The organism is Desulfosporosinus acidiphilus SJ4 (assembly GCF_000255115.2).
GTDB classification, from domain to species: domain Bacteria; phylum Bacillota; class Desulfitobacteriia; order Desulfitobacteriales; family Desulfitobacteriaceae; genus Desulfosporosinus; species Desulfosporosinus acidiphilus.
On sequence record NC_018068.1, the window covers coordinates 3,954,225 to 3,969,840 of the forward strand.

Here is a 15,616-nt window from a genome sequence, read left to right on the forward strand (position 1 = left end):
CCTCCCCCCGCTACCTATCCGGTACACGAGGTATTTTATCACGCATGCAAGGAAATCGCAATTCTGCCGGGCTGCCCCTTGCGGACTCGCCCAATGACCGCCGCTGCAGGCGTCTGAGCAGTCGCTAACTGTCTCAGCAAAGGACTCAGATGTTCTTCAGGAACCGCAATCAGCAGGCCGCCGGACGTTATTGCATCACAGAGAACAAGCCGCAGTTCCTCAGGCACATTCTCATGAAACTCTATCTCACCTTCCAGGTGACGTTGATTCGCTATGGTCCCGCCGGGAATCGCTTTTTGTTCTATGCATTCCCATACACTTTCTAAAACCGGGACATCTTCGGCATATACTTCTCCACTAAAGCCGCTGGCCATAAGCATCTCATGCAAATGTCCCAATAATCCGAAACCTGTTACGTCAGTGACAGCATGAACACCAATCTGGATTGCTGCTTCAGCCGCCCCTTTATTCAGAGCAGCCATAACCTGGATAACCTCTTGTTCCGCCTGTGCCGGTACTATGCCGCGCTTGATACCAGTCGTTATTATTCCTACCCCGAGAGGTTTTGTAAGTACTAAATAATCGTCAGCTTCAGCTTTAGCATTGGAAAGAACATGTTCAGGATGAACAATGCCGGTGACAGAAAGCCCATACTTCGGCTCAGAATCGTCAATGGAATGCCCCCCGACGAGAACGGCCCCTGCCTCACGAATCTTGTCGCTGCCGCCCTGCAGTATTTGTGCCAACACATCCATTTTCAATTTACTGACGGGAAATGAGACCAAATTCATGGCCGTCAAGGGTTTGGCACCCATGGCATAAATATCGCTTAAAGCATTGGCTGCAGCAATCTGTCCAAAAGCATAGGGATCATCGACAACAGGAGTGAAAAAATCAACGCTCTGCACGATGGCCTGTTGCTCATTTATTCGGTATACTCCAGCATCATCGGAAGTATCCAATCCTACAATTAAATTGGCATCTTCTTGGTTTGGAGGTAAAAAGCACAAAACTTGTGCCAGGTCCGCTGGACCTATCTTGCATCCTCAGCCTGCCTTCGTAGAAAACTGGGTCAATCGGATTTTATCTTGTTGATCTAGACCGAGATTCATATAATTCACCCCCAACATTCAATATTTATAATCCCGAAGTATCACTCTTTAATTATAGCTCTATTTAGTTTAACGTCAACCTTATTCCCATGTAAACAATTCCTAGCGAGTACTAATAACTACTAATCCATTGCAGAACCCCCAGTAATATCGTTTATCACCAGAGGGTACTATGCCAAAATACTTCGACACACACTGAGCCGGAGCCGGACATCAATCCTCAACAGTACGGTTTTCCTGCTCCCAGGCCTGTAAACGTTCGGTTATATCCCCAATGTCGCCCTCAAGCAGCGTCCGGCCGTCGATTAGCACTCGATCCTTTTGAATTCGCGTTAAAATGGCCACAGGACCCAGACGTAAAAACTTTTCCAGTTCGCCGACACTTCTTTGTCGGGGACGAATAGAGCACACCCAGGTAGGAAGGTCGACTGTAGGCCATGCCCCTCCTCCGACCTGGGATACATCTTTCTTAATTTCAACCAATAAAGCAGTATTTGACCCCAGAGCAGATTTTAACTCTTCAGCAACGGATTTCAAATCCTTCAAAGAATAAGAAAGCATCCTCCAGACAGGAATTTCCTCGCCTTCCCCATTTTCATACATCCGGAGAGTTCCTTCTAAAGCCGCTAAGGTCAGCTTATCAATTCTTAAGGCCCTTGTTAACTGATTAGCCTTCAAGCGCTCAATAAAACGTTTTTTGCCCACGATAATCCCTGCCTGGGGGCCGCCCAATAATTTATCCCCGCTGAAGGAAACCAGATCGAGACCTGCCTTAACAGCTTGCTGAACCGTTGGCTCCGGTGGAAAACCCAAGCTTGCTCCATCAAAAAAGCTCCCGCTTCCTAAATCCTCCATAACAGGAATTCCCCGTTTTTCTCCAAGTTCAACTAATTCTGCTCCCGAAACAGAGTGCGTAAACCCTTCAAGCCTGTAATTACTGGTATGAACTTTAAGTAAAAGAGCTGTTTCCGGACTGATGGCACCTTCATAATCCTTATACCAGGTCTTATTAGTGCTTCCTACCTCTACCAGCTTAGCCCCTCCGGCTTTTAAGACTTCAGGGATTCGAAAGGAACCTCCCACTTCGACTAATTCCCCGCGGGAAACAACAACTTCTTTACCCATAGCAAAGGTATTCATCATTAATAGAACTGCTGCAGCGTTGTTATTCACCACCATCGCGGCTTCCGCTCCTGTGAGTTCACAGAGAATCTGCTCAACGAGACTATATCTTGAGCCTCGTTCTCCTGTCTTGATGTTCAATTCCAGATTACTGTATCTTTCAGCCTGTGCTGCCACAAAACGTGCAACCTCAGGGGCAAGAATTGCTCTGCCGCAATTAGTATGCAATACTACTCCGGTTGCATTAATCACTCGGCGCAGATTCATCTCCGGATTTGCCAAAGCTTGAAGAAGATTAACTTTCAGCCACGGCCAAAGCCGCTGCTCAAAGTCCCCCCCCAACTCCCATGAATTCTGATAGACATTTTTTCTTGCGTTTTGTAAAACCTGTCGAACACAATGTTTTAAACGAGGCGAGTTCCTCTTATTCGTCAAGAAGGGACTGAATTCAGCTTCTGCTTTCAGTCGCTCAAGCACTTCGTGAACCGCAGGAAGCGCTCTTAATTGTCTTTGCGTTTCTTCTTCCACCGATAGACACTCCTTACAGGCCATTTCTATGTTAACCAGTTTACAATATAATTAGGCCTTGCACACTTTTTAGGATTTCGACAACCCAATTGGCATATGATATAGACACAAGCTAATTTGAGGAGGAATTTCATGTCCAGCCTAAATTCAATTCAGCCAACACGCCAGCTAGCTCAACAAGCTGTTATCATTTCTTTTTCTGAATTTGCTCGCAAAAAGAACCAATTCCAGCCCTGCATCTTCTGCGGTGAGACGATGACAGTTCAAATGTTTAAAGGCAAAAATGTATGTACCCGCTGTCTGCACCAGATACCGGCAATCTTCTCCTTCGGCTGAGAAGAAACATGACTTCCGTGACATTCGGCCCATCCGCATTGCGGGAGTAGAAAGTATACAACCGAAAGTTCCTTTCGATAGGATAAAAAATACCAAACATACTATAATTAAAGCCTTCCGCCACTAAAGTATCGCGGAAGGCTCAGCTTTTTTGATAGTATCCACTACCCGAAATTAAAGTCTTGGGTCCAAAGCTTTATTCGCTCTCCTTCGGGCCAAGCTTATTGAATGAATCGTTAAGTGCCTGCACCGCTTTTACGGGAAGAATAACCTTTCCATGTTCAGCCAAGAAAGCACTGGTAGTAGCAACAATCTCTCCATATTCGTCTAGGACAGCTTCAGCTAAAAGTCTCTTTTTCCCCGCTCCCATACGGCTTAAGGAAAGGAAATATTCCCCTTCAAACAAGTAGAGACTTGACCGCAATTGGCTGAACTCCGGCAGTCTTCCTACGGCAGAGATCACATCTTCGAAATCAGCAAAGACATAAACTAACTCCGTCACCCGTCCTTTGACAGGTTTTCGCACTGATTTCTCTTTGATCAACCCTTCTAGTTGTTCTTCCTGCTTCATGATGGTTATGACAAATTCATCATTGGTTGCCACGGTAGCCTGAATCCAAAAAGGTTGGTCTAAATTAAATTCGACTTCTTCTCGTGCCTGAGCAATAAGTTCCCAAAACAATTGTTCCGTTTTTGCTGACCTTTGAAATAAATCAGCCATCGTAATATCCCTGTCAGTTAGTTCTGTCAAGGAGATAAAGATGCGGATGGTATGCTCATTAACTTTTTGTACACGCATATCCCCACTCTCCTTTCCGCATCAAACTCTTATCCTATCTTATTCCCATTATATCATATTACGCCAGTAATTATCGGTAAAATCCTAAGATATTGGTGATCTTTATAAAACTTTAACAAATCAGTAATTAAAATAACTGCTTCCTAACAAATCTTCTCGTCAAAAGAAAAGTATACCTTCGTTCCTGTCACGCCTTGGAAAAATGCTTTTCAATGTCCAATTCTAATGTAATTTTTGGATTAATGCAAATTTCCCAGGACCTCACATTGGACAACGTCCCTGCGCACAGGTAAAAACATCAGTTTAACCTGATCTTCAAGTTTAATTTGCTGATAAGCGTTTGGGTCGATATAAAATGACTGCTGTTTTGTTTTGTCCCCAACCTCTATGATATAAGCTCTCAATCTCGAATCATAGGCTTTACCCATAACTGTCCCTTGAATATACCCCGGCTGCTTAAACCAATCCGGCTGAGAAAACAAGAAAAGCTCTGTATAGACCCCTAATATTCCTGCCCAAATTAATACTTTAAATCCCAATACTATAAAACTCCAGAGGCTAGGATGATAGCGCCATGTTCTTATGGACTTCCAGACTAAGCGTGAAAGAATGAACCCCCAGATCAAAAGAAGAGCAATCAAATTGGGCCAAGTCATACTCCAAAGATAGCGATAATAAGCTGACATAATCAACCCCTATTTGCATTAATATGATTTTGTGTTTGAATTAACGATAAAATATTTTTATTTTGGATAAAAGCTCTGTCTCTTGCAATCTACCTTTAATTGACTAGATTCTATAGACTATTAACGTTTAAGTCAATATGTCACTATCTTTTACCATATTAGACAATCCATCTAAGACTTTTATCCTCTAATACCCCCACTGCTTTAATATGGGGACTCTACCCCCACCGAAGCAGAGACCGGAGACCACTCCCACATACAAGAAGTGGGAGTCTCACGATTGGATGAATTCACTAAAATTCTGGCATATTGGGTTCTGAGAATATAAGAAAAAAGCAACCCCTGCAAGAGGTTGCAATGCTATGAAACAACTGAGGCCATGTCCAATGTGTAAGTATTTCCTGAACCATCGGTCACTTGAATTCGAATTTTCTTCCCTGTTAGAGGTGTCGAAAACTTATACGAAAAGTTGCCATTTTTATCAGGTGTTATTGTCTTCAATACTTTGGGGGTTGTTGGTACAGTATCACAGATAGTGACAGTGGCATCAAGATTAACGCTTCCGGAGATCTCTCGTGTTGCTGCATCAATTCCGCCTAATCCGCCTGATCCGTTATCTGTAAGTGGTGAGTTAAGGGTAAGTCCTAACTTGTTGAGAGGATCCTGTACATTGATCATCCCGCCAGGAGTAATCGGAGTGGTCATTTGTCCCGCTGTCACCGTCAATTTATAACTGCTATTCTTATACTCCGAGCTTTCCCCATTAACGACTAAAGTATAACTGCCTGCTGGAACATAAATCTTAAAACGGCCGTTTGTATCTGTTGTTGTACTCCAACTCATCGTAGAATTCGAGACGGTAACAGGTACAATGGGGGGCGAATAATTGGTCGGAATCCAGTTTTCAGGGACAATACTGCCGCCAATTGAACCGGATTTCTTTTGTATAACCCCACTTTCCGTCGGGATTGTCATGGTAATTTTCCTAACGGTAGTTGTTCCGTTTGTTGGAATTGTGATGCTAGGTGCTTTAAGAGTTTGGGTCATAAGCTGACCATTAACGCTGCTTCGATAGTTAAGAATATAATTTCCGCTCTCATAAATTGAAAATGTATAGATTCCGTTTGAATCATTGGAAAATGAAGGGGCTAAACTATTGCCATTGGAATCTACAAGTGTCAATGAACCTGAAAGGGTACTGGAACTTTTAATATCGTCTGTCATTGTAACTTGAAGTGAAACGCCCGGCAAAGGGACCACTGTAAAAGGTACAACAATTGATTCGGTAAGTGCAGAACCGTCCAGAGACATCACTCCGTTGGTAATGTATAAGAAATAGTCCTGGTTAGTGTATGAACCCGTAGGGGTAACTATAGCTGAAAGCCCATCTGCAGACAATTTAACTGAAGTGGAGATTTTTGCCTGTTTCGTATCTGTTACATATATTGTTTTGTTGTTAACGGTCTTATCTAAAACCGGAATATTAAACGTGACGGTCCAGACCTTATTGACATCATGGACTGTCTCTGACGGCCAGATACTAAATCCTTTGGCGGAAGAAGGTGTGGTGGCCGCTGTAACTGACGAAACGGGCAGAAGCAATAATATAATTGTGAATAGACAAGCAATCCACCTGGTTCTATTGTACACGCTACCATCCTTCCTTTAATTTTTCTACGCTTTCCAATCTCGTTGGTTCAATCCGGCCATAATCTTCTGAACGTAGGCCTGGGTTTCTTTGTAGGGCGGAATGCCCTGATATTTTTCAACCGCGCCTGCACCGGCATTATAAGCCGCTAAGGTAAGCGGAATATTTCCTTGATAACGATCAAGCAGATTCTTCAGGAGATGCGTTCCTCCATCCAGGTTTTGCATCGGATCATAGGCATTCTGAACGCCGTATGAAGATGCAGTACCGGGCATGAGCTGCATTAGGCCCATTGCTCCCGCCTGTGACGTTGCCTTGGAATTAAACCCAGACTCTGCCTTAATCACTTGTTTTATAAGATTTGAATCAACCCCGTATTTTTGAGCCGCTGAATTAATCATGGTATCTAAAGAACCAAGGCTGTCCTTTATTGATTTTGAAGACTGAGAGGAGGTAACCGTCGAATCTTCATTGGATTGAGGACCTCCGGTTAATTCTTGGGTAAGGCTGTCAATTCCTTGCAAAGTATCCGTCCCGTTTCCTAATGCCGCTTGAAACAAAGCGGCAAAAAGTTGGGAATTAGAGTTTCCACTGTTCCCAAGGTCATACAAACCGCCATTATTCGCCTGCGTTGTCTGCCATGCAGAATTCATCTGTTGATATTCAAGCAGAAGAAGCATCTGAGCAACGTTAACATTCATTCAAAAACCTCCTCTCGCACCTTTTGACAAAGATTCCATTATTTTAACTGACTCAGTTTCTGAACTTCGTCGTTTAGGAGAATCTGCTCAGGAATAAGATGTATGATTATCCTATCCGGCAGATTCACGATCCCACCGATAAATGGAGCACTCAACAATGGCGGAGGTGGAGAAATAGTTTCAAATATTCTAACCTCTCGGACTTCGTCTACTGCAAAACCAACATTCTCTCCATGCACCTCGGTAATCAAGGCAAAGGTATTCCGTTCTGTGGTCACAGTTTCTTGTTTCTGAGTTTCCTTCGAATTTTTAAAACTAAACCGCTCATGCAAGTCGATAATCGGAATAGCCTCGTCCCGTAAGGTGATCAATCCGCAAATGTACGAAGGTGCCTGCGGAATCCTTCGCATCTCTCCTAAGCGAGTAATTTCTCTTATAATGTCTATAGGCATGGCATATTCTTCTTCACCCAATTGGAAAATGACAACCTGAACTGACATGAACCCACTTCCTCCATTAAATCTTCCCTACGTCATTGACAGCTTTCCCCAGCATTTCATCCTGGGTCTGGATCACTTTTTGATTAGCCTCATAGGCTTTCATGACCGTCATCATTTGTACCATCTGTCCCGATAGATCAACATTTGACGCTTCTATAGAGCCTTGGAGTATTTGAGGATTTGCTGAAGCCTGGGCCGGTTGGGACGAACTGTATAAGGATTGTCCTTCACGAGTTAATGCTGTTTCCGGGATATCCACAATACGCAGGCGATCAATAATCTGCCCATTGTCTATGATTGTCCCGTCAGCTTTCACGCTGAAGTCAGCGCTAAGAGGACCGATAGCCCCTTTAGTACCTTGCACGGCATACCCATCGGGAGTCTGGAGCATCCCATTGGCATTGCGGTCAAAATGACCGTTGCGGGTATATCTTTCTCCCTGAGGAGTCTGGACAACGAAATATCCCGGCGTGGTTAAAGCAAGGTCGGTTTTACGATCCGTCGCTTGCAGGGCGCCCTGAACATTTGACACGGCACCGCGGTCAACGCTCACCCCTGTGCCCATTGCTCCTATGGGTGTTGCCTCCGGACCCATGTTTCCATTCTCGATACGATCGGTCAGAACCGTGTCAAAAGCTCGATCGCTGGCTAATTCTTCTTTGTAACCCGGTGTTCGTACATTGGCGATATTATCCCCTATGACCTCGCTTTGGGTTTGAGTTGCCAGCATCCCTAACGCTGAGGTATATAATCCTCGAATCACGCTATTCCCCCCGTAACCAATTAAAATTAATGAGCCCCGATTTCTCTAAGAGAGGGGGTACTAGAATCTTTTATTTACTCTGGACTACCATTCTAAGTAACCCTAATTGTGAGGAGATGGCCTGGGTGAGAGACTCATAATAAAGTCCATTTTCCGCCACCTTGGACATTTCCTGATCAATATCCACATTGTTGCCGTCATTACGAAGGGATGTTGTTAGATCTGTAACAACTCCATTGCTATTCTCTCCGGAAACACCGGGAAGGTGCTGGGGCAGTGTCACCTTCATAGGCAATGCCCCGCCGTTTTCGCCCAAAGCGGCCCCCAGCACCGATTGAAAATCCACATCAGAACGTTTAAAGTTCGGAGTATCTACATTGGCCACATTATTAGACAGAACCTGCTGCCGCAAATTAGAAGCCTCAAGCCCTTTTTGTAAAACACTCAGCACAGGCCCATTCAGCCAACCGGACATTTCCTCTACCTCCTAATGGTATTTGCGATCCCCCACATCTGGTCTCCGTCAGAAATTAACCTGGCATTCAGTTGATACGCTCTTTGCGCCTGGATGAGATCTGTCATAGACGCCGCAAGATCCACATTGGATTGTTCCAAGGACTGACCACGAATTGTTCCTAAAGTCAAAGCACCAAGGGTACTACCCGGTCGTCCAACCTGTGGCGCCCCCGAATTAACGGTTGCGGCATAGAGATTATCTGCTTTCTTTTCCAGACCCTCAGGATTTTGAAATCCAACCAAAGAAATTTGTCCAATGGTTGTACTGGCACCTGCAACATCTCCCGTAACTTCTCCGTTGGCGGAGACCTTTATGTCGGTTGCTCCGGCAGGAACAGTAATATTCGGCTGCAATAAATTTCCCTGCATATCAGCCAACTGTCCCGTCCCGTCAAGCTGGAAATTCCCTGCCCGGGTATAAGCGGTCGTGCCATCTGCAGTTTTCACCTGAAAAAAACCTGCCCCGTCAATACCTAAATCCAAAGGACTATCTGTGGGAGCCAAGGTTCCCTGCTGGAAGTTTGTTCCGATACCATTGGTCAGGACTCCGGCCCCAACCCCAGTGTTAATAGACTTATTCCCTGTGAATTTCTGATCTGCAGTTTGCGTTCCGGTCGCTAAAGCCTCAGCGAAATCTACCTGACCTTCTTTGTAGCCTAAGGTATTAACATTAGCAATATTATTCCCTATTGTATCAATCGCCATCTGCTGCGCACGAATTCCCGCCGCACCAGTTCCTAGCAGGCGCATGACTAGCCCCCCGTTTTCTTTGAAATAACGCAGCTATAGAATTTTTCGTTGGTTAATCTTTAATCGAGCAAAGATTAACTACGTTTGAGATCAATGAGTTCTTGGAGAAGGGTATCTGATACGGTAATAACCCGTGAGTTTGCTTGGAAACCTCTTTGGGCTGTAATCATATCCGTCATCTCTTGAGAAAGGTCAACATTGGACATTTCCAAAGAGCCGGTAACTAAGGAAGTACCCGTGGGATAATTAGAGGTAGCTCCGATTCCATATAAAGTAGGATTATCAGGTGTCGTTGCGCCTGAATCCCCTGAATTGTTTGACGGTAGGTAATAGTTATTGCCGATACTTGTTAGTCCGGCAGGATTTGCAAAAAGTGCTATTCCGATATTTCCACCGGCACTTGAATCGACCGCACCGTCCTTATAAGCCGTCACTTTTCCCGTAGCATCAATGCTATAGGTATCACCCGTTGGAACTTGAATATATTTCGGACTGGCTGTAGTACTACCCTGAGGCACCGTACTGCTTGCATCAAGTACGTAAGCTCCAGTCGACGGGTCTACTAAGTATCCTTGGGCATCAAAAGAAAATGCACCTGAACGAGTATATACAACCTGATTACCATCTTGTAAAGCAAAAAATCCATTACCTTGGATCATCATGTCTGTAGGAACACCCGTTGTCTCATTGCTTCCTTGAGTCATTATTTGATTAATTGCTCCCACAGAAGTCCCTAATCCGATCTGAATCGGATTTGTTCCACCAGTATCACCACCGGTAGAGGAAGGTGCGGTTCCTGACGCCGGAGTCGGTGTTCCGGCCCCTCTAATTGATTGGCTTAAAGCCGTTGCAAAGGTCACACTGCTCCTCTTAAAACCCGTGGTGTTAACGTTGGCAATATTATTTCCAATAACATCCATTTTCGTTTGGTGGGCTTTTAACCCCGAGATTGCTGAATAAAGGGAACGCATCATAGCCGTATTTCCTCCTTATATGTTACATGCCTAAATAATCAATCATTATCTAAAAAATGGTTGCACACTTGCCGTTATCTAACTCTGGACTTGCGTGATCATGCTCATTTCTAAATCCACCAGGCTGCCGTCTGATTCGCGAACCTGAAGTTTGGGATTACTGTCCAGCCATTTCACAGCTTCAACGGTTCCACTGATTGTTGTGGTTCCATCCGTATCCAATCCGCTTACCGTTTTGCCAATCAAGGAAGCTCCCTGAGCGAGCAATGATTGCTGATTATAAGACGAAAAGTTTGTATTCAATGTATCCATGGCAGTAGCGATGTTGGTCATTTGCTCCAAGGAGCTGAATTGGGCCATTTGCGCAATAGACTGAGTGTTATCCATAGGATTCATAGGATCTTGATTTTCCATCTGCGTCACGAGTAACTTTAGAAAATCATCCTTTCCGAGTGTTGAATTGCTATTTGTTTGCTGAGTATTACTAGTACTGCTTGTACTAGTTGTAGAATTTGTTGCGTTAATTGTATTGCTCAAGGATATACCTCCTCTTAAGCGGTAACATTAATTTGGCTAATCCCATCCTCTTCCAGGGAAGGAATGTTTAGAGCCGGTATTGGATCTTCATCCCCAGCAGCATTAGTATTTTGTTGGCGAGTTTGGGAGGACCCATTTCCCTGAGGATTCTTTTGCCCTTCACCGCCCAGTCCCATTTGCAGCATACCGCAATTGATCCCTTGGTTCAGGAGGGCTTGGCGCAAATCCGGCAATTGATTTTGCAGGAGTTGACCGGTTGCCCCTTGCGAGGCTTGCACCTGGAGGTGAAGTTGTCCATTTTCCCAACGCAAGTCAATTTGAATTTTGCCTAAATCTTCCGGATGAAGCTGAATATCCAGCTGCTTTAAGTCCTGAGGTTTATTCATGACCTGCCCGCTGATTACAGTTGCGATCTGTTGCCAAACCGGAGTAGCGGCGGTTTTAACGTCTGTGATATTAGCCGCTGCGGTATTGTTGACCAGCCCCATGTTTAGGCTGGGATTTAGATTTTGCACGTCTTTTTCTTCAGAAGGTACACTGGACTTTTGACCCTCCTCATTGACAAGGGTCTGCTTAAGAACATCCTGGACCTTTGCTATGTCTTTTAGTCCTGCTGCGGCATTGTCTTTCAGACCTTCGTCAGTACTGCTCAGCAGAGAATCTAAGGCAGATTTTAAAAAGGCCTTTGCGCTCAATACTGGGGAATTTTTATCTTCCCCTGACATTGAATCATAGACCTTTGCAGATAATACTGGTTCTTTCACTTCTTCATCCTTTTCAGTGATCAATGAGTTAAGAGCAGCTTGCAAAATAGATGCTGAGTCCTGGTCAGAGCTGCTTTTACCAGACCCTAAAGCTGAACCCTCAACAACAGTTTGGATTCCCTTTTGATTAGTTCCTTCATTCGGAACTTCTAGCCACCCTTGGATAATTTTCGCCATAGTTTGACTAAAGCTCATGGAGTCGGATTTTCCTGAATTTATCGAAGTACCCATTGCCGAAGTGTCCGTAATCTCTCCTGAGAGCTTTTCTAAAAGATCCGGGATAACCTGTTTATATTTATCCAATTCCGAAATAATGGGATTATTTCCCTGAGATTTCACCACCGTCTTCCCTAACTGAGAAGAAACCTCATCTGAGGACTGAGAAAGTAAATTCAAGAGCGCCAGTTCTAATGTCTTCCCTCCTAAGAGAGAACTATTGGACGCAGACGCAGAATTAACTGTTAATGATTTCTCAACCCCCTGGCTTACATCATCTCCGGAATTGGCCTCCTTGCCTGCCGGAAGTTCGTTCTGCAGCATTAATTGCGCAAAAAAAGGAAAAGCAAGATTATCTAATCCCATCATAGTTCCCTGTCCATTCGTTGTTTGGGAGCTCGAATCGGAATTTTCGGTAGTTTGCTTTCCTTGTGTAGTATGACTCGCTGCAGAACTCTGTCCTTTCGAATCTGTGCCCGACTTACCCTGAACCTGGCCATTAAGGACTTCGGTAAAAGAACCGGCCGCGCTTCCTGAGTTATCGGTCGAAGTTTTTCCCTTAAGGGGTGAAGTTTTTCCAACCTTGCTGCCACCTGTGGGAATCTCCGAAAGGACATTAATATTAGACATAACCGCTATCACCTCCTTCATACTTCTATTTATTGTATCGACAAAATTCACCTAAAACATTAGGCAAGTTTTTAGAATAAATTCTTTTTCTGCCGGCTGAGTCTTCCTCTTAAGCGCATAATCGCTTGAGAATGAAGTTGAGATATTCTGGATTCCGACAATTTTAGGACGGCAGCAATTTCTTTTAGGGTCAGTTCTTCCTGGTAATAAAGGGCAACCACTAACTTTTCTTTTTCGGGCAATTTTTCCACAGCCTGAGCCAGAATACGTTTTTGTTCCTCTTTCTCAATAGCCTGGTATGCTTCCTGAGCATTGGTGTCCACGAGCAGATTGAGCGGCGAACCATTGCTTTCTCCCTCATTATCTACTGTCGTTTCGTCAAAGGATGTGAGGGTTAGAACCTGAGCTTGGGCGAGAATTCCTTCTATTTCTTCGACCTTTAGTTTCAGCATTTTAGCAACTTCCTCAGTCGTTGCCGCCCGCCCTAATTGATATTCCAGTTCCGCAAACCCGTCTTGAACGCGTTTTACTTTTTGTCTCGCAGAATGCGGAACCCAATCCATCGTCCGGAGTCCGTCGATCATAGCTCCGCGAATCCGGATAGAAGCATACGTCTCAAATTTGAACCCCCGAGCAGCTTCAAACCTTTCCAAAGCATCCAGTAGCCCAAAAACCCCATATCCTATAATATCATCTTCCTCAATATGCGGTGGGAGTGACATAGACAACCGACCCGCTATGCGCTTGACCAACGGCAAATATCGTTCGATAGACTCTTGTTTCCACTCTCCGCGTGCAGCGGTTTCATATGTATTTGGTATCAAGTCTCCTCACCTCCCCAACCCATTCGACGTATTATATCTGCTTGTTTCTTGCTGTCTAAACCAAGGCTTAAATCTTTATCTACCTGTCCGGGTACTCCCGAGTTTTGTGGGAGTGTATCAAAAAAATCATCCCCGCCGAGGGATACATCAACTAAGCCCCCTCGTCCTGTTTCTAAGGTCTGGTCCTGCTTTGGAATTGACAGGGCCGTTTTCTTAAATAAACTAAAAGTTCCCATCAGTAACAGATAAATAATTCCAAAGGAAATCCCTGCCCGCACAATTAGATTAAAGATCTTTAAACCGTTAATCCAGCTAAGTAAGGCTACAATCAGAGCAACCAGAATAGAAATACGCATGGACCAGAGCGTGAAATTCGGATAATTTTCCATGGTCACTAAACCACCTTTTCACCATGATTAATTGTTCGAATGCGTAATTCCCCGGTCCCCACATCAAAATGAATAGTACGCCCAAAGCTGCCCCCTACATCTGCGACCAAAAGCGGGATTCTGTATTTTTTTAATTCCTGTTCGACAGCCTCAGCATTGCGATCACCAATTTTAAGAATCGGAGTTTTTCCCGGAAAGGAAAACATCTGAGCGCCGCCTGCTATTTTGGCCTTGAGGCGGGATGGACTTGCTCCCAAATCTAAAATCTGTTTTATCATTAACTCCAGGGCAGTATCTGCATATTTCATCGGATTCCCTCCTTGGCTTCCGGAAGAGGTAGGCAGCATGATATGAGCCATCCCTCCTAACTTCAAAACGGGGTCATGGACACAGATTCCGATACATGACCCCAACCCGGCAGTCATTAAAAGATCCGGAGTTTTTGCCGTTTTAAAATCCGCCATACCGACAGTAATTATTACGCTCATAATCCCATAGCCCCTAATAATTTTTGTAACGAACCTTCGTCGGGCAAAAAGATAAATTGACCTTCAATCTTAGGAATGCCGGAGAGTTGTGTGTCAATAAATAAGACTGTATCATCGAGAGTTCCTTCCTCAAGAAAAATAGCATCTAAAAGGGCCCCAATCATATCTACGGATAGCGCCGGGACTGATGATTGCAGGGGTACCCCCGAAAACTCCGTTAAAGCAATAAGAAAAGAACTCACTAAGATGTTGCCAACCTCTTTCAAGGCTGATTGTGCCATCTCATCACTATAAAGATCCCGTTCCTCACTGGAGCCAAAAAGTGCCTGAACAACTATTTCTGCGCTTTCAACAGGGAAGAAGAAGACGGCTTTCCCCGGAGCAGACCCTTCGACTTTGACATAAATGACGGCTTGAGGTGTGTCCAATTGCCCCACGATTGCAGTAATCTGCTCAAAGGGGACGGCCCAAACCTCTGGCACAGACATATCAATTCGACGCTGCAGGAGGGTGGATAAAGCTGTGGCCGCATGGCCAGAGCCAATATTCCCGATTTCACGCAATGCATCCAGTTGGCACTGTGTTACTTCCATGTTCCTATATCAGCCCTTTCTTCCGCATCTCTCGTTGTCTTTCAAAAACGCATTTTATAATTTGATCCCTCTCTCGTTCTGAAAGGTCAAAAAATTCTGCGGTAACAGTATATCGTTGATTTTTCTCCATCGTTTCGGTCCTGCAAACACGAGCAGGCGTCTGAATTTCGCCGTTAGGAAGACCTAATTGTACATAGAGCAAGGCTTTATTCTCCACAGGTTCATCCGTTATGAAACGCACCCCTCCGCCGCTAAAGTCAACCATCGTTCCTCTTAAAAGATCACTTAGGCCATCCTCCTTTACAACTTTAAAGGAAAGGTCAAAGGCAGCGGGTACTCGAACATAATTTCGACGCTGAACTTTGGTAATCGAATCAGGGAACTTCAAGACTAGCATCGGCACAGGAACCGCAATACGCTGCATAATCTCCCCCTCGAACTCATAAGCTGATAAATGATCCCAAAAGGTAATTACGACCTTAGTTCCTTCCCGAAGAGGCACAACCTCACCTTTATCATAAGGTGCGCCCACCGTGATAATCTTTTGCCCAACTTCCTCGATTCGCGTCCGATATTTTCCGCAATACTCTCCATCAAGTACGATAAGATCAATAGACAGGCCATGTGAGAGTTTCTCACTGTACGACAAAATCATTCCCCCCTTAGGAATCAAGCTAAAAATTAATTGCCACGAGCTGCAAGTAAGTTCCTAAATTAATTAGTTCAAAAAAACTCTTTGT

At 44.6% G+C, this 15,616-nt stretch carries 19 protein-coding genes; 1 reads left to right on the forward strand and 18 read right to left on the reverse strand.

Annotated elements, in window-relative coordinates; translation table 11 throughout:
• Window positions 1–38: 38 nt before the first annotated feature.
• Together selD and selA are read right to left on the reverse strand one after the other, a co-directional pair.
• Complete coding sequence (gene selD, locus DESACI_RS18105; RefSeq protein ID WP_014828659.1) at window positions 39–1,112, reverse strand: selenide, water dikinase SelD; 1,074 nt, start codon at window positions 1,110–1,112, stop codon at window positions 39–41.
• A gap of 213 nt (window positions 1,113–1,325) precedes the next feature.
• Entirely contained in the window at window positions 1,326–2,762 is a 1,437-nt protein-coding gene (selA, locus tag DESACI_RS18110) for an L-seryl-tRNA(Sec) selenium transferase (protein WP_014828660.1), read from the reverse strand.
• A 132-nt stretch (window positions 2,763–2,894) separates the two neighbouring features.
• Here selA and DESACI_RS18115 point away from each other — a divergent pair, with 132 nt between their 5' ends.
• A complete protein-coding gene (locus tag DESACI_RS18115; protein ID WP_014828661.1) occupies window positions 2,895–3,098 on the forward strand; it encodes a hypothetical protein in 204 nt (67 codons plus the stop codon).
• Window positions 3,099–3,294: 196 nt separating this feature from the next.
• Here DESACI_RS18115 and DESACI_RS18120 read toward each other — a convergent pair whose 3' ends face one another.
• The 16 genes from DESACI_RS18120 to DESACI_RS18195 all read right to left on the reverse strand — a co-directional run bounded on the left by DESACI_RS18120 (window position 3,295) and on the right by DESACI_RS18195 (window position 15,525).
• Window positions 3,295–3,897, reverse strand: a complete 603-nt coding sequence (locus DESACI_RS18120; protein WP_014828662.1) for an adaptor protein MecA — start codon at window positions 3,895–3,897, stop codon at window positions 3,295–3,297.
• A 239-nt stretch (window positions 3,898–4,136) separates the two neighbouring features.
• Window positions 4,137–4,553 (reverse strand): hypothetical protein, encoded by a 417-nt coding sequence (locus DESACI_RS18125; RefSeq protein ID WP_242833082.1) that lies wholly within the window; start codon window positions 4,551–4,553, stop codon window positions 4,137–4,139.
• A 390-nt stretch (window positions 4,554–4,943) separates the two neighbouring features.
• Entirely contained in the window at window positions 4,944–6,233 is a 1,290-nt protein-coding gene (locus DESACI_RS18130; RefSeq protein WP_014828664.1) for an Ig-like domain-containing protein, read from the reverse strand.
• Between the two features lie 24 nt (window positions 6,234–6,257).
• Window positions 6,258–6,932 (reverse strand): lytic transglycosylase domain-containing protein, encoded by a 675-nt coding sequence (locus tag DESACI_RS18135; RefSeq protein ID WP_014828665.1) that lies wholly within the window; start codon window positions 6,930–6,932, stop codon window positions 6,258–6,260.
• Between the two features lie 38 nt (window positions 6,933–6,970).
• A complete protein-coding gene (locus tag DESACI_RS18140; protein ID WP_014828666.1) occupies window positions 6,971–7,432 on the reverse strand; it encodes a chemotaxis protein CheW in 462 nt (153 codons plus the stop codon).
• Between the two features lie 16 nt (window positions 7,433–7,448).
• The gene (gene flgF / locus DESACI_RS18145; protein ID WP_014828667.1) at window positions 7,449–8,195 is read right to left on the reverse strand and encodes a flagellar basal-body rod protein FlgF; all 747 of its coding nucleotides are present in this window, start codon (window positions 8,193–8,195) and stop codon (window positions 7,449–7,451) included.
• 70 nt (window positions 8,196–8,265) lie between these two features.
• The gene (flgB, locus tag DESACI_RS18150; protein WP_014828668.1) at window positions 8,266–8,670 is read right to left on the reverse strand and encodes a flagellar basal body rod protein FlgB; all 405 of its coding nucleotides are present in this window, start codon (window positions 8,668–8,670) and stop codon (window positions 8,266–8,268) included.
• A gap of 5 nt (window positions 8,671–8,675) precedes the next feature.
• Window positions 8,676–9,461 carry a flagellar hook-basal body protein gene (locus DESACI_RS18155; RefSeq protein WP_014828669.1) on the reverse strand — a complete coding sequence of 262 codons (786 nt, stop codon included), beginning with the start codon at window positions 9,459–9,461 and terminating at the stop codon, window positions 8,676–8,678.
• Window positions 9,462–9,535: 74 nt separating this feature from the next.
• Window positions 9,536–10,435: a flagellar hook-basal body complex protein gene (locus tag DESACI_RS18160; RefSeq protein ID WP_014828670.1), complete on the reverse strand. Its 900-nt coding sequence runs from the start codon at window positions 10,433–10,435 to the stop codon at window positions 9,536–9,538.
• A gap of 78 nt (window positions 10,436–10,513) precedes the next feature.
• Window positions 10,514–10,972, reverse strand: a complete 459-nt coding sequence (locus DESACI_RS18165; protein ID WP_014828671.1) for a flagellar hook capping FlgD N-terminal domain-containing protein — start codon at window positions 10,970–10,972, stop codon at window positions 10,514–10,516.
• A gap of 14 nt (window positions 10,973–10,986) precedes the next feature.
• Window positions 10,987–12,582 (reverse strand): flagellar hook-length control protein FliK, encoded by a 1,596-nt coding sequence (locus DESACI_RS18170; protein ID WP_014828672.1) that lies wholly within the window; start codon window positions 12,580–12,582, stop codon window positions 10,987–10,989.
• 71 nt (window positions 12,583–12,653) lie between these two features.
• The gene (locus tag DESACI_RS18175) at window positions 12,654–13,406 is read right to left on the reverse strand and encodes a FliA/WhiG family RNA polymerase sigma factor (protein WP_014828673.1); all 753 of its coding nucleotides are present in this window, start codon (window positions 13,404–13,406) and stop codon (window positions 12,654–12,656) included.
• Window positions 13,403–13,795, reverse strand: a complete 393-nt coding sequence (locus tag DESACI_RS18180; protein ID WP_014828674.1) for a hypothetical protein — start codon at window positions 13,793–13,795, stop codon at window positions 13,403–13,405. Before DESACI_RS18180 ends, DESACI_RS18175 begins: the two co-directional genes overlap by 4 nt.
• Window positions 13,796–13,800: 5 nt before the next feature.
• Window positions 13,801–14,283: a chemotaxis protein CheD gene (locus tag DESACI_RS18185; protein WP_014828675.1), complete on the reverse strand. Its 483-nt coding sequence runs from the start codon at window positions 14,281–14,283 to the stop codon at window positions 13,801–13,803.
• Window positions 14,280–14,876 carry a chemotaxis protein CheC gene (locus DESACI_RS18190; RefSeq protein ID WP_014828676.1) on the reverse strand — a complete coding sequence of 199 codons (597 nt, stop codon included), beginning with the start codon at window positions 14,874–14,876 and terminating at the stop codon, window positions 14,280–14,282. Before DESACI_RS18190 ends, DESACI_RS18185 begins: the two co-directional genes overlap by 4 nt.
• 4 nt (window positions 14,877–14,880) lie before the next feature.
• Window positions 14,881–15,525, reverse strand: coding sequence for a flagellar brake protein (locus tag DESACI_RS18195; RefSeq protein WP_014828677.1), 645 nt, complete (start codon window positions 15,523–15,525; stop codon window positions 14,881–14,883).
• Window positions 15,526–15,616: the final 91 nt, after the last annotated feature.